This window comes from Nocardia sp. NPDC047648, assembly GCF_040642815.1.
GTDB lineage: Bacteria > Actinomycetota > Actinomycetes > Mycobacteriales > Mycobacteriaceae > Nocardia > Nocardia gamkensis.
The window spans coordinates 65,025-83,934 of the sequence record NZ_JBEYSX010000003.1 but is presented as its reverse complement, the minus strand read 5'-3'; the positions used below and the strand labels follow the sequence as shown (position 1 = coordinate 83,934).

Genomic DNA, 18,910 nt, shown 5'->3' with positions numbered 1-18,910 from the left:
GCCCCATGACGAGAATTGCGGTGATCGGTGGCGGGCGCATCGGGGAGGCGTTGGTGGCCGGGTTGCTGGAGTCCGGGCGGCTGACCAAGGACCTGGTCGTCGTGGAGACCCACCGGGAGCGGGCCCATCAGCTCGCCGACCGCTTCGGGATCCGGGTCACCGACGACTTGGCCGATGCCGCCATCGGCGCGGATCTGCTGGTGATCGCGGTGAAACCGGGCGATGTGGACGCCGTGCTCGCGCCGCTGGGCAAGGCGGAGATCGGCAGCGACCGCGATCAGGTCCTGGTCTCGCTGGCCGCCGGTGTGCCGACCGCGCGGCTGGAGGGCAAGATGCCCGCCGGATTCCCGGTGGTACGGGTGATGGCGAATACGCCGATGCTGGTGGGACAGGGGATGAGCGTCATCGCGCCGGGTCGCTACGCGCGCGAGCAGCATCTGGAGCTGGTCGCCGAGATCCTCGGCGCGGTCGGCAAGGTGGTCACGGTGGCGGAGAGCCAGATGGACGCGGTCACCGCCGTGTCCGGATCGGGGCCCGCCTATTTCTTCCTGGTCGTCGAGGCCATGGTCGACGCGGGCGTCGGGCTGGGGCTCACCAGGGACGTGGCCACTCAGCTCGTCGTGCAGACCATGGTCGGCTCGGCCGCCCTGCTGGACGGCTCCGGCCAGACCGCCGCCGAACTGCGCGCCGCGGTCACCTCGCCTGCGGGCACCACCGCCGCGGCGATCCGTGAGCTGGAGCGCGTAGGACTACGCTCGGCATTCCTGGAAGCGCTCTTCGCGGCCAAGCAACGGTCGGTCGAACAAGGCGCGTCCGCGGAGTGACCGGTCTGTATGAAATCGGAAAACCCGATTTCTCACTCCCGTCGCAGTAACACCACTGGTCCCGCTAAGCTTCAAGGAGCACGTGCGTGTCTGTTCCGCCGGTGGGGAAGCCGGTGGCGCGGACGTGCCGGAGGTCAATGGTGCAATGATGTCTGCGAACAAGATGTCTGCGAATTCCGGAGCGTCCGGCGGCTCCGGTCCCGCGGGCGGTCGGGGGAATTCCCGTACACAGCGTGAGGCCGCGACGCAGGGGCAATCCGTGCTCGGCGGCGGCACCCAGTTTCTCACCGTCGCCGAAGTGGCGAGTCTGATGCGGGTGTCCAAGATGACGGTCTACCGGTTGGTGCACTCGGGCGAGTTGCCCGCCGTGCGCGTCGGCCGATCGTTCCGAGTGCACGCCAAGGCGGTACACGACTATCTGGAAACGTCCTATTTCGACGCCGGATGAGGCGGTTTCGAGACAGGCGGGGCGTGCCGGTACGATAGATCCTCGGTTCGTGTTCGCCCGCCGGTGGCATCGCTGTTCGTTGCCTCGTGGTATCCGGCGGCGCGAACACGGGGCGTGAGCTTGCCCAGCGACCCCGGCCCGTCGGCCGGGGCCGGGGCGGACGGACGTCCGGCAATCGCGCACGGGCAGCGTGCGCGCCGAGTAGAGAGAACGCGAGGACAACCCTATGGGTTCTGTGATCAAGAAGCGCCGCAAGCGCATGTCGAAGAAGAAGCACCGCAAGCTGCTTCGCCGCACGCGTGTCCAGCGGCGCAAACTCGGCAAGTAGGCATCGCTGCGTGTTAGCTGCGAGGGGCCCGTCACCAATAGGTGACGGGCCCTTTTGTTTGAAATTTGAAATTTTGGAATCGCCATTTGTATCACGTGACTGAAGTCATCGTTAGATCCTGGTTAATACTCTCGGTGCGCGGGTAGGTAGCCGCTACGCTGGGCACTGGGAATAATCACAAGGGCGGGCTGGCAAGGGAAAGGGTGCCGGTGGGTTCTGAGGGTCGGGAAGGACACGCGCCGAAGGTTGTGCTGGTCACTGGGGCCAGCCACTTCTTCGGCGGCACGGTCGTCGCACGCCTCGCCCAGGATCCCGGGATCGAGCGCATTCTCGCCGTCGACACGATGACCCCCGGCCGAGAGTTGCAGCGGCGCATGGGCCGCGCCGAATTCGTGCGAGCGGACATTCGAAACCCGTTGATCCGTAAGGTGATCGATGGTGGTGAGGTGGACACCGTGGTGCACACCGCCCTGCTGACCCGCCCGCCCGCGGGCGGCGGTCGCGCGGTGATGAAGGATCACAACGTCCTCGGCGCGATGCAGCTGTTCGCGGTGTGCCAGAAGGTGGCTTCGGTGCGCCGGGTGGTGCTGCGCTCGTCGTCGGCGGTGTACGGGTGCAGTGCGAAGGATCCCGCGAAATTCAGCGAGGAAATGAGCGCCCGCACGCCACCGCGCGGCGGATTCGCGCGCGACATGATCGATATAGAGGGTTATGTTCGCGGCCTCGCCCGGCGACGTCCCGATATCGCCACGTCGATTTTGCGATTCGCACCGATCGTGGGCCCGCGGCTGGCCGCCCGCGGCGCGCAATATCTGCGTTCGCCGGTGACCCCGACCGTATTCGGCCGGGACGCCAGGATGCAGCTGCTGCACGAGGAGGACGCGGTGGCCGCGCTGACCCACGCGGCACGGCGTACGGTCAGCGGCACGTATAACATTGCGGGTGACGGCGCGCTGTCGCTGTCGCAGGCGGTCCGGCGGGCGGGCCGGATCGAGTTGCCCGTTCCCTTCACGATGTTCCGCACCGCGGGTCGCTTCCTCATGGGACCGGTGATGCGGGAGTTCTCCGCCGAACAGCTCGACTATTTCCACTTCGGCTGTGGCCTGGACACCACGCGCATGCGCACCGAACTCGAGTTCGTGCCGCGCTGGACGACGGTGCAGGCGTTCGACGACTTCATCGGGGGCGCAGCGTTGCGGCCCGTAGTCGATCCAGCGTGGATCGACGCCGCAGAACACAAACTGCTCGGCCTGCTCGGGGCCGGTACGGGAGCACACCAATGAATGACGTAGCGAAAGTCATCCAACTCCACGATCTTCAGATCGAGACGCGCCAGCGTCCGGCGCCACGCCGCCTGGCCGCTCCGAGTCCGGTGACCTCGCTGGTCGAGCGGCGCGCGGCGGTGACGCCCGCCGCGCCGCAGTCGCTGTCCGGGATGCTGCGTGGCGCGCTCGGCAAGCAGATCTCCAAAACCGCCGACTTCGCGCGCCGCAGGCTCACCGGCGACTACCAGCTCGACGAATTCGGTTTCGACGAGCACCTGCTCGAGTCGGTCATCCTGCCCGCCCTGCGCCCGCTGTCGGACCTGTGGTTCCGGGTGGAGGTCAGCGGGATGGAAAACCTGCCGGAGGCGGGCGGCGCGCTGATCGTGGCCAACCACGCGGGCACCGTGCCGCTGGACGGCCTGATGCTGCAGCTGGCCGTGCACGACCGGCACCCCAAGCAGCGCGCGCTGCGCTTGCTGGCGGCCGACCTGATCTTCGAGACACCGGTGCTCGGTGTGCTTGCGCGCCGCGCCGGCCACACCCTGGCCTGCCGGGAGGATGCCGAACGGCTGCTGCGCTCCGGCGAGCTGACCGGCGTGTTCCCGGAAGGGTTCAAGGGCGTCGGCAAGCAGTACACCGATCGCTACAAGCTGCAACGCTTCGGCCGGGGCGGCTTCGTCGCCGCGGCGGTGCGCACCGGCGTGCCGATCATCCCGTGCTCGATCGTCGGCTCCGAGGAGATCTACCCGAAGCTGGCCGATCTCAAGCCGCTGGCCAGGTTGCTCGGCCTCCCGTACTTCCCGGTGACGCCGCTGTTCCCGCACCTGGGCCCGCTCGGCGCGGTACCGCTGCCGTCCAAGTGGTACATCGAATTCGGCACTCCCATCCCGACCACGCCCTACGAGCCGGAGGCCGCCGACGACCCGATGACCATGTTCGAGGTCACCGACCAGGTACGCGAGACCATCCAGCAGACGCTCTACAAGCTGCTCACCAAGCGCCGCAACGTCTTCACCGGGTAGGTGTTGCTAGTGGTCGTCGCGGCGGCGGGTTACGGCCGCGGCGACGGCGCCGCCTGCCGCGCCGAGGGCCAGGGCGGTGGGCACGCCGATCTTCGCGGCCTTGCGGCCGGTGCGGAAGTCGCGGATCTCCCAGCCCCGGTTCTTGGCGACTTCGCGTAGGTCCGAGTCCGGGTTGATCGCCACGGCGGTGCCGACCAGCGAGAGCATCGGCACGTCGTTGTGGCTGTCGGAATACGCGGTGCAGCGCTTGAGGTTCAGGCCCTCGCGGATCGCCAGGGTGCGCACCGCGTGCGCTTTGCCCAAGCCGTGCAGGATGTCGCCGACCAGTCGCCCGGTGAACGTCCCGTCCACGCTCTCTGCCACGGTGCCCAGCGCTCCGGTGAGGCCGAGCCGCTTGGCGATCACCTGCGCCAGTTCCACCGGGGTCGCGGTCACCAGCCACACCTGCTGGCCCGCGTCCAGATGCATCTGCGCGAGCGCGCGAGTGCCGGGCCAGATCTTGTCGGCGATGATCTCGTCGTAGATCTCCTCGCCCAGCGCGGCCAGTTCGGCGGTCGAGCGCCCGGCGATGAACGCCAGCGCCTTCTCCTTGCCGCTGGCCATATCGGTGCTGCTCTCCTTGCCGGTGACCCGGAATTTCACCTGTTTCCAGGCGACGTCCACCAGATCGGAGGTCTTGAAATACTTGCGCGCCGCCAGACCGCGGGCGAAATGCACGATGGACGCGCCCTGCACCATGGTGTTGTCGACGTCGAAGAACGCCGCCGCGGTCAGGTCGCGCGGTGCCTCCAGGCCTGCCACCGCCTCGCCCGCGGCGAGTTCCGCGTCGTGCAGAGTCAGCGCCGCGTCGGCGCTCGCCTCACCGGCCAGATTGGCCCGCAATTCCTCTTCACTCGGGCCGAAGGGGCTGCGCGAGATGCGGGCGAGCTGGTCTTGCAGACCCTGGCCCATCTGGCTCAGATTCCACCGCGCCGGAAACTCACCGAATCGTCCCGCGATGAATCCGGCCCTCGCCACCTTCGATCGTTCCGGCACCAGTACCTCCGCCCGTCGCGCGAACCATGTCAACAGTAGCCGGATCATGCGACAGTCACGGCAGAAGGCGGCGCGCGACACATTCGCGTGGCGCACACCGAGCCCTCGCGGTGTTCGGCCCCGGATTAAATTTCGGTCATGACCAATCACACACATTCGGTGACATTGCTGACTCGCGCGGGGTGCGGGCTGTGTGCGACGGCACTGCGACAGCTGAGCGTGATCTGCGCGGAATTCGGTATCGAACCGGGGACCGTCGACGTCGACGAAGCCGCCGCTACCGACCCTGGCCTGCGCGCGGAGTACGGCGACCGGCTTCCCGTCGTTCTGCTCGACGGCCGCGAACACAGCTATTTCGATGTCGACGAGACCCGATTGCGGGCCGACCTGAAGCGCTGAGTACCCCGTTTTCCGTCCGATTCGGCCGCTGTGCTGGTCGCGGCGGAAAATGAGGCCAATTTCACCGACTTTGTGCAGGGCTTCACAAGCAGTTACGGTGGTGGCACGCGACCCGCATGCCGAGGCTGCGGAGCCGCCCCGAAATCCGAAACTTCGACACCATGGCACCGGACCGTCCCCGGGTCAGCGGGGTCGAGCGACGAACCGGAGCCCGAGGCCCGGGACGAGGAGCCGACGACGTGACAGAGCAGCATGAGGCGCCGGGTGGCGTCTCCGGCAGGGCTCTGCAGAAGGACATCCCGCAGGCCACCGTCGCGCGACTGGCTACCTACCTCCGGGTCCTCGCCATGTTGGCCGACGACGGTGTTGCCATCGTATCTAGTGAGGAACTGGCTGTCGCGGCGGGTGTCAATTCGGCCAAATTGCGCAAGGATCTGTCCTTCCTCGGCCCCAACGGAGTTCGCGGCGTCGGCTACGACGTGGCCAAGCTCCGCGCCCGGATCGAGGGCGTTCTCGGCCTGTCCCAGGGCCACCGTGTCGTGCTGGTCGGCGCGGGGAACCTGGGCCGCGCCCTGGTCGGCTACGGCGGATTCCGGCGGCGCGGTTTCACGGTGGTCGGCATTTTCGACAGCGACCCCGGCGTGATCGGCATCCCGGTCGCGGGCCTGGTGGTGCGTGACGTCACCGAGCTGGCTGCCGCGGTCGCCGACCTGAAGCCGACCATCGCGGTCATCACCGTGCCCGACGACGCCGCCCAGGACGTGTGCGACCGGCTCGTCACGTCCGGACTGCAGTCGATTCTGAGCTTCGCCCCCTGCGAGCTGGTCGCACCGGCGACGGTCGAGGTCCGTCGCGTCGACCTGGCCGTCGAGATGCAGATGCTCTCGTTCGAACGGGTGCGCAACGCCGAGCAGCCTCCGCTGCCGGAGGTCGCGCACGCCGGGTCGGGGCGCATCGCGCACCGTATGCCCGCGCCGCACCCGGCGCCCGCGCACCCGGCGCTCCAGCACTCGGCAACCCCGCATACGGCAACCTCGCATACGGCAACGGAGCCAAGCAGCAAGGGATCGGTGGTCACACCATGAGTGAGCGCAGCGAGCGAATCATGCAGCACAGCACGGCGGTGTGTCCCGCCCGTGCCGGGATGGTGGCGGCATGAGCGTTCTCCTCGTCGGCATCTCGCATCGCAGCGCGCCGGTCCCGGTCCTGGAAAAAGTGGCCGTCACCGATGCCGACCGGCCGAAACTGATCGACCGCCTGATCTCCTCCAGCCACGTGTCCGAGGCGATGATCGTCTCCACCTGCAACCGGGTTGAGGTCTACGCGGTGGTCGACGCCTTCCACGGCGGCCTCGCCGAGATCGGTGACCTGCTGACCAAGCACTCCGGCCTGCCGATGCCGGATCTGACCAAGCACGCCTACGTCCGTTACTCCGAGGCCGCCGCCGAGCATCTGTTCGCCGTGGCCAGTGGATTGGACTCGATGGTGGTCGGCGAGCAGCAGGTGCTCAGCCAGATCCGCGGCGCCTACGCCTCCGCCGACGCGCAGCAGGCGGTCGGACGGACTTTGCACGAACTGGCCCAGCACGCGCTGCGGGTCGGCAAGCGGGTGCACGCCGAAACGGGCATCGATCGCGCGGGCGCGTCGGTGGTTTCGGTGGCACTCGATCGCGCGCAGCAGGTACTCGGCCCGCTGGCCGGCCGGACCGCCGCGGTGGTCGGAGCGGGCGCCATGGGCGGTCTCGCGGTCGCGCATCTCTCGCGCGCCGGGATCGGCCGGATCATCGTGGTGAACCGCACCCTCGCCCGGGCGCGCAGACTCGCCGAGACCGCGCGAACGCACGGCGTCGAGGCCGAGGCCATGGAGCTGTCGCGGCTCACCGAGGCGATGGCCGCGTCCGACGTGGTGGTCACCTGCACCGGTGCGGTCGGCACGGTCGTGACGCTCGCCGACACCCATCGCGCGCTCACCGAGCGCGAGCGCGGCGAGGAATTCGCCACCGTGGAGCGGCCGTTGGTGTTCTGCGATCTCGGCTTGCCGCGCGATGTCGAGCATGCCGTGGCCGGACTGCCCGGGGTCACGCTCATCGATATCGAGACATTGCAACGCGATCCGGCGGCGGGCGCCGCCGCCGACGACACCGCGGCAGCGCGGTCGATCGTGGCCGACGAATTGGCCAAATACCTTGCCGGTCAGCGGATGGCCGAGGTCACCCCGACGGTGGCGGCGCTGCGCCAGCGCGCCGCGGAGGTGGTCGAGGCCGAACTGCTCCGGCTGGATTCGCGGTTGCCCGGCCTGGCCGACCCGGAACGCGACGAGGTCGCGCGCACGGTGCGCCGGGTGGTCGACAAGCTGCTGCACGCGCCGACGGTGCGGGTCAAGCAGCTCGCGTCCACGCCGGGCGGCGACAGCTACGCCGAAGCGCTGCGCGAATTGTTCGAACTCAAACCAGGTGCGGCCCAAGCGGTCGCCGCGCCGATGGAGATCACCACGCTCGCCGGAGAACATGCGGAGATCACAGCGGCCGACGCGGAGATCGCGCTGGCCGACGACTTCACCGCAGGCCATCGCGGCGAGGAACAGGGGCAGACGGCATGACCATGGTGCACCGAGAAGACAACGCGACCGCGGAGGGCACCCGTACCCCGTGGCGGATCGGCACCCGGGGGAGCCTGCTCGCGCTCACCCAGGCGGGCACGGTGCGTGACGCGCTGATCGCGGCCGGGCAGCCGGCCGAGCTGGTCGTCATCAAGACCGCGGGCGACCTGTCGTCGGACCCGGTGCAGCAGATCGGCGTCGGCGTGTTCACCTCCGCGCTCCGCGACGAGCTGGCGGCGGGCGCGATCGACATCGCCGTGCACTCCTACAAGGATCTGCCCACCGCGCAGGACCCGCGCTTCACCATCGCCGCCATCCCGCCCAGGGAGGACCCGCGCGACGCACTGGTCGCACGCGACGGGCTGGTGCTCGGCGAGCTGCCCGCAGGTGCCAAGGTCGGCACCTCCGCGCCGCGCAGAGCCGCGCAGCTGCGGGCGCTCGGACTCGGCCTCGACGTCGTCCCGCTGCGCGGCAACCTGGACACCCGGCTGCGCAAGGTCAGCGAGGGCGAGCTGGACGCCGTGGTGGTGGCCAGAGCCGGACTGGCCCGCATCGACCGGCTGGACGCGGTCACGGAGGCCTTGGAGCCGGTGCAGATGCTGTCGGCGCCCGCTCAGGGTGCGCTCGCGGTGGAATGCCGCAGCGACCACGCCGCGCTGGTGGAGATCCTCTCCGGACTGGACGACGCGGCCACCCGCGCGTCGGTCGTCGCGGAGCGATCACTGCTGGCCGAACTGGAGGCGGGCTGCACCGCGCCGATCGGCGCGCTCGCCGAAGTGGTCGAATCGCTCGACGACGACGGACGGATCGTGGACGAGCTGTCGCTGCGCGCCTGCGCGGCGGCCGTCGACGGATCCGACGTGCTGCGGGCCTCGGTGGTCGGCGCCCCGGCCGACGCGGAGGAACTCGGCCGCGCGCTTGCCCGCGAGTTGCTCGACATGGGCGCGCGCGAGTTGCTCGCCGCCGAACCGGACGACGGTTCCCCCACCCGGGCGGTGAGTTCGCCCGCCACAGACTTGCCCAACCCCAGCCCAATGGAGAACAGCCGATGAGCGGAAGCACAGGCACCGTGCCCTCGGGTATGCCGGAGCCGAGCGCAAGCGAGGTGCAGGCATGAGCCGAGCCACGAAGAAGCACCCCGGTCGCATCCTTTTCGTCGGATCGGGTCCTGGTGACCCGGCGCTGCTCACCGTCCGGGCCCGTGAGGTGATCGGACGGGCGACGCTGGCGTTCACCGACCCGGACGTCGACAAGGGCGTGCTCGCCCTGATCGGCACCTCGGTCGAGCCGGGGCCGGACGGGGAACGTCCCGTCGACGTGCGGCCCGCGCTCGGCGAGCCCGCCGAGGTGGCCAAGACACTGATCGCCGAAGCGCGCGCCGGGCACGACGTGGTGCGTGTGGTCGCGGGCGACCCACTGACCACCGACTCGGTGATCGCCGAAGTCAACGCCGTCACCAGGTCGCACATGGTCTTCGAGGTGCTGCCCGGCCTGCCCAACGGCTCCGCGGTGCCCAGCTACGCGGGCATCGCACTGGGTTCCGGGCACACCGAGGCGGACGTGCGCGGCGAGGTCGACTGGGCCGCGCTCGCGGCCGCCCCCGGCCCGCTCGTGCTGCACGCGACCTCCGGGCATCTCGCCGAGACCGCGAGCGCCCTGGTCGAGCACGGCATGGCGCCGCAGACCCCGGTCGCGGTGACGGTGCGGGGCACCACCCGTCAGCAGCGCACCATCGAAGCCACCCTGGCCACGCTGAACAGCGCGGCCTCGGAACTGGTCGGCCCGCTGGTGGTGACCATCGGCAAGGTGGTCGCGCACCGGTCGAAGATGTCCTGGTGGGAGTCGCGCGCGCTGTACGGCTGGACCGTGCTGGTGCCGCGCACCAAGGATCAGGCCGCGGAGATGAGCGAACGGCTCGTCACGCACGGCGCCATCCCGATGGAGGTGCCGACCATCGCGGTCGAGCCACCGCGCAGCCCCGCTCAGATGGAGCGCGCGGTCAAGGGTCTGGTCGACGGGCGCTACCAGTGGGTGGTGTTCACCTCCACCAACGCGGTGCGCGCGGTCTGGGAGAAGTTCGCCGAGTTCGGCCTGGACGCGCGGGCGTTCTCCGGCGTGAAGATCGCCTGCGTCGGCGAGGCCACCGCGGAGAAGGTGCGGTCGTTCGGCATCAACCCGGAGTTGGTGCCCAGCGGTGAGCAGTCCTCCGAGGGGCTGCTGGCCGACTTCCCGCCCTACGACGACGTGTTCGACCCGGTGAACCGGGTGCTGCTGCCGCGCGCCGACATCGCCACCGAGACGCTGGCCGAGGGCCTGCGCGATCGCGGCTGGGAAATCGATGACGTGACGGCCTACCGCACGGTGCGCGCCTCGCCGCCGCCCGCGGAGACCCGCGAGATGATCAAGACCGGCGGCTTCGACGCGGTCCTGTTCACCTCGTCCTCCACGGTGCGCAACCTGGTGGGCATCGCGGGCAAGCCACACGCGCGCACCATCGTGGCGTGCATCGGCCCCAAGACCGCCGAGACCGCCGTCGAATTCGGCCTTCGCGTGGACGTGCAGCCCGAGGTGGCGCAGGTCGGTCCCCTGGTCGAAGCGCTGGCCGAACACGCCGCCCGGCTGCGCGCCGAAGGCCTCCTGCCGCCTCCGCGGAAGAAGAGCCGCCGCAGTAGGTAGCTGTGTTGGTTTTTCCAGCGCCTGCGGCGCTGGGTGTTCGCGGCCCCTTCATGGCTCGCGTCCGAGCGACCACCGCTTGCTCCTTCGTCGCCTACGCGGCGGTCACTCGGAGACGAGCCGGGCTGTGTTGGTTTTTCCAGCGCCTGCGGCGCTGGGTGTTCGCGGCCCCTTGGTGGCTCGCGTCCGAGCGACCACCGCTTGCTCCTTCGTCGCCTACGCGGCGGCCACTCGGACGCGAGCCGGGCCGCGAACGGCGCATGCTCGGTCTCGCTTCGCTCGAAAGACGTGGTTGGGGTGTGCTGGGCACGTAAGCCCGATCACTACGACCAGAGCTTGCCGTTGTGACCGCGTAGGCGGATTCCGGCTGGCGACCGCGTTTACATGCTGGGCCGCAAGGCGGCTGCTCGTGCCCGGCGAACAGGCGCCCGGCTGGGCATCGTTGCGCATCATGATGTGGGTCGGCCTGCGCGCCCGACCCCCGTCGTCGGACTTCCCGACGACGATCTCGGCGATGTGGTCGATATCGTTCGGGGCGTTACGACTCGCATCGTGATGTGGGCTCGTGCCGTTCGCGGCCTGTGAGCCCGAAGGATTTCGGGCAGCTCTTTCGTTCGTACGCGGTCGCGAAACGCTGCGATACCGCTTCGCGACCGCGAGCCGGAACGAGTGATCGGTGCTCAGTACCGCTTGCGCATCAAGGTGCGGACCATGGAGCAGGTCGCGTCGGACGGAGGTCGGATGCCGATCACCTCGGCGGTGTGCCTGATTCGCTTGTTCGTGGCATAACTCGGGGCGTAGACGCCGGAGTCGAGCAGCGCGATCGCCAGGCGCATCGCCTTCAGCCGCCGGTTGTGCAGGACATACCACGCCCGCGGACGGCCCGCGGGCAGCCTGCGCTTCTCCAGCGGGGCATAGGGGCGGTCGATGAGAACGGTTTGTGGTGTGCGCATTGGCATCCCTCCCGTGGCGATCGGGGGCGGAAGCCCCCTCGAACGTACCTTCGATTCTACCGGGGGGCACCGACAAAGTCCGCAGGCCACAAGGGCTTTCACCTGGCCCGCGGCTCACAGATCGTGCAACAGCCGCAGCGACTGCGGATGGCCAAGCGCGGCCGCGCGTTCCAGCCACCGCCGAGCTTCCCGCTGCGCCGGTGTGCGGCCGGTCGCGATGGCGGCGGCGGTTCGCAGCACCTCGGGGTCGGCGAAATCGCCCGCCAGGTAAGGCGTGTTGGACGCGCGCAGCAATAGCGCGAGATGGAACATCGAGTCGGGGTCATCCGCTTCGGCGCCCTTGCGCAGCCACCGCTCACCCTCGGCTCGGTCGCCACGGTCCAGGTGCAGCGCGCCCAGTACCGCCATCGCATCGGTTCTTCCGCGGCGCGCGGCCTCGGTGAGCAGATCGATCGCACGGTCGAATTCGCCGCGACGCGCCAGGTGCAGGCCCAGACTGCGCATGGCCGTCGGGTTTCCGGCACGAACCGCTCGTTCGTACCACTGCTCGGCCTCTTCGGCGCGGCCGCGCCGATTCGCGAGTACGCCCATGTTGCAGAGGGCTTCGGGCAAGCCGCGCTCGGCGGCGGGCCGCAGCCAGCGCTCGGCCTCGTCCAGATTTCCGCGTTCGGTGTGCAGTAGGCCCAGCTGCATCCCCGCCGCCTCGTTGCCGCGCGCGGCGGCGGTCTCCAGCCAGCTGATCCCCTCGCCGATCCGGCCGTCGGCCCCCAGCAGGGCGCCGAGCATTCCCATGGCGGGCGCGCTGCCACCGGCAGCGGCCCGGCGCAGCCAGTGTTCGGCGCCCGCCGCGTCGCCCGCGTCCCACAGCGCTTCGGCGCGTCGTTGCATGGCGAGCAGTTCGACCTCGCTCGGTCGCTCGGTCATCTCAGCACCCCGCCTCGCGAGACTCCGCGGAATCCACGCTGTCCATCATCGCGCCTGTTGGAGCGGGGCGCGGTACCCGTTGGCCCGCGCGTATGCGGCCAGCTGCGCGTCGTAGTTGCGGAGGCTGTCCAGCAGCCAGGTGTGTCCGGTGTCCTTGACGACCACGATCGGCCCGCGGCTGCCCGGCGCAAGTGTGGGAACCGAGCCGTCGAGATACCAGGATGTGGTCGACCACGGGAAGATGAAGGCCCAGCCGATGTCGGCGACCCGCTGCGGCGGACCGAGCTGCAACGGATCGGCCGGGGTGGCATGGCGTGCGCTGTGCTCGGCCAGCAAGTGCCGTGCGCTGTTGCGGGCCACCCGCACGTCGAGCGGCCCCGACGTGGTGCAGGGGAACCGCAGGCTGATTTCCGCCCCGGGGCGCAGCAGTCGGCCCGCCTCTTCCAGCATCCGGCACGGTCTGCTCCGCAGGCGCAGGAAGACGCTGCGGGTGGTGTCGGAGAACCGCAGCTGGACCGTGGCGTCCTCGGTGCCGCCGACCAGGTGCGTGCCCCGGCTGCGCACCCACTCGTGCTCGTCGGGACGGATGCCGAGGCTGGGAAAGGCTACGTGCGCGCAGGGCATCACCCCGGACGTGGCCGATTGCCGGGCGAGGAACTCCACGCTGAAGTTCTGCCCCGTGGCGTCGGTGGCGCGCCAGGTTCGCAGAGCGGCCGCTGGCGGGGGCAGACCGTCGGTCAGTACCGGCCACCAGTCCGACAGCAGTACCGCCACCCACGACTCGAAGTCGGCGGCTCTGGCCAGCGAGATGTCGATGTGCGGATCGGTCATGCTGTCCCCCAGCGGGTCTCGCCCCTAGTCGGAGTATGCGCCTCCGGGCGCGGTGCGAGGTGTGATTTCACACACCGTTATCAGTCGGATGACATGCCCGATCGCCGTGTAACGGGCCGGGGGGCCGTAAGCGGGCGACGGGCGCTCGCGACAGCCGATCGCGCCGGGCGTATCGTGCGATTCATGACCGGAATGGACCGCCCACGGCGGTTGCGCCGCACCCCGGCTTTGCGTCGTCTCGTGGCCGAAACGACACTCGAACCACGACAATTGGTACTACCGATGTTCGTGGCCGACGGCTTGGCGGAACCGCGCCCGATCGGCTCCATGCCGGGCGTGGCGCAGCACTCGCTGGACTCGCTGCGCAAGACGGCCGTCGAGGCCGTCACGGCCGGTGTGGGCGGCATCATGCTCTTCGGCGTGCCGCGCCCGGAGGACAAGGACGCCGTCGGCAGCGCCGCGAGCGACCCGCGCGGCATTCTCAACCGCGGCCTGCGCGCGCTCGCCGACGAGGTGGGCGACTCGACCGTGGTCATGGCGGACACCTGCCTGGACGAGTTCACCGACCACGGCCACTGCGGCGTGCTCGCCGCCGACGGCGCGGTCGACAACGACGCGACGCTGGACCGCTACGTCGAGATGGCGCTGGCCCAGGCCGAGGCGGGCGCCGACCTGCTGGGCACCAGCGGCATGATGGACGGCCAGGTCGGCGCGATCCGGCGCGGCCTGGACGCGGCCGGACGCATCGACACCGGCATCCTGGCCTACTCCGCGAAATACGCCTCGGCGTTCTACGGCCCGTTCCGGGAGGCCGTCGGCTCCTCGCTGGAAGGCGACCGGCGCACCTACCAGCAGGACCCGGCCAATCGCCGCGAGGCGATCCGTGAACTGGAATTGGACCTGGCCGAGGGTGCGGACATCGTCATGGTGAAGCCGGCCATGTCGTATCTGGACATCCTGCGCGATGTCGCCGATCGCACGACGGTCCCGGTCGCCGCGTATCAGATATCCGGTGAGTACGCGATGATCACCGCTGCCGCCGAGCGCGGCTGGATCGACCGCCGTGGCGCCGTCCTCGAGTCACTGATGAGTATCCGCCGCGCGGGCGCGGATATCGTGCTCACCTACTGGGCGACCGAGGCCGCGAACTGGCTGTCGTGACGAACATGGCGGGACCGTTCGCCGCGGGCCCGGCCCGGCCCCCGATGCCGGAGGACGTCGGTACCGCGCGGCAGCTGTGGTGGGGTGTGATCGGATTCGGCGTCGTCCAGTTGATCGCCTCGATCGTCGCCGCGCTGGATCAGCGGCGCACGTTCGCCGAAGAGGTCTTCGAGCAGGCCAGGGTGCAGGATCCACAGGTCACCATGGCCAGTGCGGAATTGATGGTGTCGCTGGTCTACGTCGTCGTGGTGCTGATCGGGCTGGGCGTCGCGGCGCTGGCGTCGGTGATCGTGCACCAGTTCGGGCGCGGCAAGCCATGGGCGCGCACCGTGCTGACGGTGCTCGGTGCCTGGGTGGTGGTGATCGGCGTCGGCGCGTTGCTGGCGATCGACGCGGTGGCCGGGACGGCTTCACTCGTCGCGGGCGGCGCCTCCATCGTGCAGGCGGTGCTGGCGATGGGCGCCATCTACCTGTCCCACCGGCCCGAATCCACCGCGTACTTCCAGCCCGGCGGGCGCTGATGCAACACGTTTCCAATTTGTCCGAGACAGTCCGGCATGTATGGTGAGGGTTGTCACAGTGGACGTGGGAACCGGTAGTCGTTTGTCATGCGTTGTCGTGTATTACGTGCGGGAACTCGGCAGATGGCTCCGGAGGATCGGAGGCATCGATGCGAGTGGTGATCCAGCAGCCGCACAGCATTCGGCGGGATCTGGCCGTTTTGAGTCTGTTGATCCTGTTCGCCGTGTTGACCGTCGCCGTGCTGTTGCTGCCCGGCCTGAGTCGCTGATCTCACTTCTCGCCGTGTCGGCGCACGCTGCCGCGGGAGGCCCGGCGTGACCGCTGCCGCCGTCTTGTTCGCCGAACCGGGCGCCCGCTGGCGCGCGGTGGCCTACGGCCCGATCCTGTGCCTGGCCGTTCTCGTCCTCGAATTCGCCACGGGCGGTGCCGTGCACTGGTTCGCCCTGGTGTTCTGCGCCGCGCTGATCGCGGGTTTCGTCGCCCTGCAGGTGGTCGCGGGCAAGCGGCACGTCAGTGTCGAGCTCACCGAGGAGACGCTGCGTTCGGGCACCGAGTCGTTACCGCTGGACTCGATCGCGGAGGTGCTCCCCGAGCGCGACGAGGATTCCTGGGACGACGAGGACTGGGAGTCGGCCAGGGCGCTCGGCGAGCTGAGCGGGGTGCCCCGCCGCCGCACCGGCATCGGTCTGCGGCTGGCCGACGGCGGCCTGGTGCAGGCATGGGCCAGAGACCACAAGGCGCTGCGAACGGCGTTGACCGAAGCCGTCCAGCGCAGTTCGGACGGAGTGGACCGATGAGGCGCTGGATCGTCGCGGTGCTGGTGGAACTGGATCTGTTCGTGCTCGCCGTGATCGCGGCGGCGCTGAGCGCACGCGCGGGCGTGCGCACCACCGACTTCGCGGCGGCCGGCGACGCCCCGGGTTTCACCGCCACCCGCTACGCGGGCCCTTGGTGGCTGCTGGCCACGTTGCTCGTCGCGGTGGCCGGTGTGCTCGCCATCGACGCCGTGGCCCGGCTGTGGCGCGGTCGCCGTGGCACCGCGAGCGGCGGCTGATCGGCGCGAGTCCGCTTGCGGCCGTTTGACCTCGCGGAACGCGGGAACGCCACGGTCATGAAACCAACTGTCCAGCGAACACTTTTCGGTGCGGTGGCGGCCGGTGTGATCGGCGCGGCCGCGGCCGTACCCGCCACCGCGTCCGCCGAAGCCGTTCCCGGAACGCCTGTTCCGGTGACACCGGTCTTCGCCGCTACTCCGCCCGCACCGTTGCTGCATCTGCTACCCACGCCTTTGGCGTGCCTGGTGACCACCGGGTTCGCCAAGTTCTGCCTGGGCCTCACGTAGCCACGGACTGCCTGCGAACCGCTGCGGACGGCGCGCGAGCGAGTTACCGTGCAACCGCGCTCCGTCCGCTGCCCGACGCCTGCCGACTGTGCGCTTTGGCTGGAATGGCTCTGGGGCCGTTAGTATTTCGGCCGTAGTTGGAACGCGCGTCAATGAAGGAAAGTGTTTGATGAACCGGTTCGCCGTGAAGATTTGTGCCGCGTTTGCCGTGGCCGCCGCCCTCGGAATCGGGGCCGCGCCCGCGGGCGCGAACCCGGGATTGCCCCTGGAGGACGCGAACCCGGTCGACGCGCCGATTCTCGTGCCGGATTCGGGTTCGGCGGGTCCCTACAACGGGTTCATGTGCTTCCTGCACACCATGTCGGCGCAGGTCCCCTGCATGTACGCCTGACGGCGGCGTCGCGGCGCCCGCTCAGTTCCAGTGCTGGTAGATGTCCAGCACCCGGCCGTTGCGGGCGCCGGGAGCGTTGAGATAGACGGTGACCGTCCCGTCCGGATGGCCTGCGGCCTCCAGGACCACTTGGCGCAGGGTGGCGTGCACCGCGCCGCGATCGTCGCGGTAGATCGCCGAGTCGTCCTTCAGCCCGGCGCCGATCCGGTTGGGCGGAACGACCATGGTGATCAGCGCCGGGATCGGTCCGCCCGCCAGCATGGTGGTCGCTGTGTGGTCCAGCGGGACGGCCAGCCGCGCCTGGTCGAGTTGATCGAACGGCTGCGCGGCGGCGGACCCGGCCCCGAGAGTCACGGCGGCTCCCGCGACGACGGCGAGCACACCCACGCTGACGATGGCAATCCGCATGCAGACCCTCCCGAACGATGGACGAATGTGAGCTGAGACTACGCACCGGCAACCGTCCAGCGATCGAATTTCGCGCGAACCTCACCTCGGCGTGTTGCCAGGCGGCTGCGGCCTGCATCACTGCACTACACCCTGTCGTCGAACCGATTTTCCGGTGCTGCGAGACTGGAACGCGTGAGTTCTTCTCCGCGCGTGACCAGTGCGACCGTGCCGGTTTCCGCTCAGCTCTTCGACCGGGCGAGTTCGGTGATTCCGGGGGGCGTCAACTCTCCGGTGCGGGCATTTCGATCCGTCGGCGGCACACCGCGATTCATCGCCTCGGCCGCCGGCTGCACGCTCGTCGACGCCGACGGCAACGAGTACGTAGACCTGGTCTGTTCCTGGGGGCCGATGATCCTCGGCCACGCGCACCCCGCGGTCGTCGAGGCGGTGCGCCGCGCGGCGAGCGGCGGCCTGTCCTTCGGCGCGCCGACCGAAGCCGAGATCGAACTGGCCGAGGCGATCGTGCGCCGGGTCGCTCCGGTGGAGCGGGTCCGGCTGGTGAACTCCGGCACCGAGGCAACCATGAGCGCGGTCCGGCTGGCCCGCGGCTACACCGGCCGTACCAAGATCATCAAGTTCGCCGGTTGTTATCACGGTCACGTCGACGCGCTGCTCGCCGACGCGGGCTCGGGCGTCGCCACGCTCGGTCTGCCCACCTCCCCGGGGGTGACGGGCGCGCAGGCGGCCGACACCATCGTGCTGCCCTACAACGATCTCGACGCCGTCGCCGCCGCCTTCGCCGCGAACCCCGGCGAGATCGCCTGCGTGATCACCGAGGCGGCGGCGGGCAACATGGGCGCCGTCGCGCCGCTGCCCGGCTTCAACGCGGGCCTGCGCGCCCTCACCACCGAGCACGGTGCGCTGCTCGTCATGGACGAGGTGATGACCGGCTTCCGGGTCAGCAGTGCGGGCTGGTTCGGCCGGGAAGGCGTCGCGGGCGATCTCTACACCTTCGGCAAGGTGATGAGCGGCGGACTGCCCGCGGCCGCGTTCGGCGGACGCGCCGAGATCATGAACCACCTCGCGCCGCTCGGCCCGGTCTACCAGGCCGGCACGCTGTCGGGTAACCCGGTCGCGGTGGCCGCGGGCCTCGCCACGCTGCGGGCGGCCGACGACGCGGTCTACGCCGCACTCGACCGCAACGCACAGCGGCTCGGCGAGCTGTTCGGCTCGGCGCTGAGCGCCGCGGGGGTCGGGCACCAGGTGCAATTCGCAGGCAATATGGTGAGCGTGTTCTTCGCCGAACGCCCGGTCACCGATTACGCCGCCGCCAAGGCGAGCGAGACCTGGCGCTACCCCGCGTTCTTCCACGCCCTGCTCGACGGTGGCGTGTACGCGCCGCCGAGCGCGTTCGAAGCGTGGTTCGTCTCCGCGGCGCTCGACGAGGACGCGTTCGACCGTATCGCTGCCGCCCTGCCCGCCGCCGCGCACGCGGCGGCGGCCGCCACCCCCGAAGGATCCCGCGCGTGACCTCCGACCTCGATCAGCCCGATGCCGACCGGCGCGAGCCGGCCAAGCCGTCCGCCGAGCCGGACGTGACCGCGACCAACGGCGCGGTCGCCGTCGCATCGGTCATCGACCCGGCCGCGGAGGCGACCGTGATCGACGCGGGTGAGCAGTTCGCCGCCGCGACCCGGTCCGCGACCACCGAACCCGTGGCATCCAGCCTGGTCGACGCGGGCGCTCACTTCGCCGCCGCCGCGGGGACGACGTCGCAGGCCGGGGGAGAAGAGGCCCCCGAGGC

Annotated in this window: 22 protein-coding genes; 17 read left to right on the top strand and 5 right to left on the bottom strand. The window is 69.8% G+C overall.

The features are described from left to right. Positions 1 to 5: 5 nt before the first annotated feature. The 5 genes from proC to ABZ803_RS08945 all read left to right on the top strand — a co-directional run bounded on the left by proC (position 6) and on the right by ABZ803_RS08945 (position 3,887). On the top strand, positions 6 to 824 hold the full coding sequence (gene proC, locus ABZ803_RS08965; RefSeq protein ID WP_357034510.1) for a pyrroline-5-carboxylate reductase: 819 nt from the start codon (positions 6 to 8) through the stop codon (positions 822 to 824). Between the two features lie 148 nt (positions 825 to 972). Further along, a complete protein-coding gene (locus ABZ803_RS08960) occupies positions 973 to 1,272 on the top strand; it encodes a helix-turn-helix domain-containing protein (protein ID WP_355156282.1) in 300 nt (99 codons plus the stop codon). Positions 1,273 to 1,498: 226 nt separating this feature from the next. Further along, positions 1,499 to 1,600, top strand: coding sequence for an AURKAIP1/COX24 domain-containing protein (locus ABZ803_RS08955; RefSeq protein WP_003402602.1), 102 nt, complete (start codon positions 1,499 to 1,501; stop codon positions 1,598 to 1,600). A gap of 209 nt (positions 1,601 to 1,809) precedes the next feature. Further along, positions 1,810 to 2,883 (top strand): NAD-dependent epimerase/dehydratase family protein, encoded by a 1,074-nt coding sequence (locus ABZ803_RS08950; RefSeq protein WP_357034507.1) that lies wholly within the window; start codon positions 1,810 to 1,812, stop codon positions 2,881 to 2,883. Next, entirely contained in the window at positions 2,880 to 3,887 is a 1,008-nt protein-coding gene (locus ABZ803_RS08945) for a lysophospholipid acyltransferase family protein (protein WP_357034505.1), read from the top strand. The genes ABZ803_RS08950 and ABZ803_RS08945 overlap by 4 nt, the downstream gene beginning before the upstream one ends. Positions 3,888 to 3,893: 6 nt before the next feature. Here the strand turns inward: ABZ803_RS08945 and ABZ803_RS08940 are convergent, their stop codons facing one another. Next, the gene (locus ABZ803_RS08940; protein ID WP_062968389.1) at positions 3,894 to 4,838 is read right to left on the bottom strand and encodes an HAD-IB family hydrolase; all 945 of its coding nucleotides are present in this window, start codon (positions 4,836 to 4,838) and stop codon (positions 3,894 to 3,896) included. A 222-nt stretch (positions 4,839 to 5,060) separates the two neighbouring features. Here ABZ803_RS08940 and ABZ803_RS08935 point away from each other — a divergent pair, with 222 nt between their 5' ends. The 5 genes from ABZ803_RS08935 to ABZ803_RS08915 all read left to right on the top strand — a co-directional run bounded on the left by ABZ803_RS08935 (position 5,061) and on the right by ABZ803_RS08915 (position 10,595). Continuing rightward, complete coding sequence (locus ABZ803_RS08935; RefSeq protein WP_062968198.1) at positions 5,061 to 5,321, top strand: glutaredoxin family protein; 261 nt, start codon at positions 5,061 to 5,063, stop codon at positions 5,319 to 5,321. 239 nt (positions 5,322 to 5,560) lie between these two features. Beyond that, on the top strand, positions 5,561 to 6,406 hold the full coding sequence (locus tag ABZ803_RS08930) for a redox-sensing transcriptional repressor Rex (protein ID WP_357034503.1): 846 nt from the start codon (positions 5,561 to 5,563) through the stop codon (positions 6,404 to 6,406). 70 nt (positions 6,407 to 6,476) lie between these two features. After that, complete coding sequence (locus ABZ803_RS08925) at positions 6,477 to 7,919, top strand: glutamyl-tRNA reductase (RefSeq protein WP_357034502.1); 1,443 nt, start codon at positions 6,477 to 6,479, stop codon at positions 7,917 to 7,919. Beyond that, a complete protein-coding gene (gene hemC / locus ABZ803_RS08920) occupies positions 7,916 to 8,971 on the top strand; it encodes a hydroxymethylbilane synthase (RefSeq protein WP_357034500.1) in 1,056 nt (351 codons plus the stop codon). Before ABZ803_RS08925 ends, hemC begins: the two co-directional genes overlap by 4 nt. Before the next feature lie 61 nt (positions 8,972 to 9,032). Continuing rightward, positions 9,033 to 10,595: a bifunctional uroporphyrinogen-III C-methyltransferase/uroporphyrinogen-III synthase gene (locus ABZ803_RS08915; RefSeq protein ID WP_357034498.1), complete on the top strand. Its 1,563-nt coding sequence runs from the start codon at positions 9,033 to 9,035 to the stop codon at positions 10,593 to 10,595. A 677-nt stretch (positions 10,596 to 11,272) separates the two neighbouring features. On the opposite strand, the gene ABZ803_RS08910 is transcribed toward ABZ803_RS08915, so the two are convergent. The 3 genes from ABZ803_RS08910 to ABZ803_RS08900 all read right to left on the bottom strand — a co-directional run bounded on the left by ABZ803_RS08910 (position 11,273) and on the right by ABZ803_RS08900 (position 13,300). Next, positions 11,273 to 11,545, bottom strand: coding sequence for a hypothetical protein (locus ABZ803_RS08910; protein ID WP_040870381.1), 273 nt, complete (start codon positions 11,543 to 11,545; stop codon positions 11,273 to 11,275). Between the two features lie 114 nt (positions 11,546 to 11,659). Then, positions 11,660 to 12,469 carry a tetratricopeptide repeat protein gene (locus ABZ803_RS08905; protein ID WP_357034496.1) on the bottom strand — a complete coding sequence of 270 codons (810 nt, stop codon included), beginning with the start codon at positions 12,467 to 12,469 and terminating at the stop codon, positions 11,660 to 11,662. A 45-nt stretch (positions 12,470 to 12,514) separates the two neighbouring features. Beyond that, on the bottom strand, positions 12,515 to 13,300 hold the full coding sequence (locus tag ABZ803_RS08900; protein ID WP_357034494.1) for a hypothetical protein: 786 nt from the start codon (positions 13,298 to 13,300) through the stop codon (positions 12,515 to 12,517). Positions 13,301 to 13,483: 183 nt separating this feature from the next. On the opposite strand from ABZ803_RS08900, the gene hemB reads away from it, so the two are divergent. The 6 genes from hemB to ABZ803_RS08870 all read left to right on the top strand — a co-directional run bounded on the left by hemB (position 13,484) and on the right by ABZ803_RS08870 (position 16,716). Beyond that, positions 13,484 to 14,461, top strand: coding sequence for a porphobilinogen synthase (gene hemB, locus ABZ803_RS08895; RefSeq protein WP_357034492.1), 978 nt, complete (start codon positions 13,484 to 13,486; stop codon positions 14,459 to 14,461). Between the two features lie 5 nt (positions 14,462 to 14,466). Beyond that, a complete protein-coding gene (locus ABZ803_RS08890; protein ID WP_357034490.1) occupies positions 14,467 to 14,982 on the top strand; it encodes a hypothetical protein in 516 nt (171 codons plus the stop codon). A 315-nt stretch (positions 14,983 to 15,297) separates the two neighbouring features. After that, positions 15,298 to 15,780: a hypothetical protein gene (locus ABZ803_RS08885; RefSeq protein WP_062968217.1), complete on the top strand. Its 483-nt coding sequence runs from the start codon at positions 15,298 to 15,300 to the stop codon at positions 15,778 to 15,780. Further along, a complete protein-coding gene (locus ABZ803_RS08880; protein ID WP_357034488.1) occupies positions 15,777 to 16,037 on the top strand; it encodes a hypothetical protein in 261 nt (86 codons plus the stop codon). The genes ABZ803_RS08885 and ABZ803_RS08880 overlap by 4 nt, the downstream gene beginning before the upstream one ends. A gap of 57 nt (positions 16,038 to 16,094) precedes the next feature. After that, positions 16,095 to 16,325, top strand: a complete 231-nt coding sequence (locus tag ABZ803_RS08875) for a hypothetical protein (RefSeq protein ID WP_357034486.1) — start codon at positions 16,095 to 16,097, stop codon at positions 16,323 to 16,325. A gap of 169 nt (positions 16,326 to 16,494) precedes the next feature. Further along, a complete protein-coding gene (locus tag ABZ803_RS08870) occupies positions 16,495 to 16,716 on the top strand; it encodes a hypothetical protein (RefSeq protein WP_357034484.1) in 222 nt (73 codons plus the stop codon). Positions 16,717 to 16,737: 21 nt separating this feature from the next. On the opposite strand, the gene ABZ803_RS08865 is transcribed toward ABZ803_RS08870, so the two are convergent. Continuing rightward, complete coding sequence (locus ABZ803_RS08865; RefSeq protein ID WP_357034482.1) at positions 16,738 to 17,124, bottom strand: hypothetical protein; 387 nt, start codon at positions 17,122 to 17,124, stop codon at positions 16,738 to 16,740. 174 nt (positions 17,125 to 17,298) lie between these two features. Here ABZ803_RS08865 and hemL point away from each other — a divergent pair, with 174 nt between their 5' ends. Continuing rightward, positions 17,299 to 18,636 (top strand): glutamate-1-semialdehyde 2,1-aminomutase, encoded by a 1,338-nt coding sequence (gene hemL, locus ABZ803_RS08860; protein WP_357034480.1) that lies wholly within the window; start codon positions 17,299 to 17,301, stop codon positions 18,634 to 18,636. Positions 18,637 to 18,910: the final 274 nt, after the last annotated feature.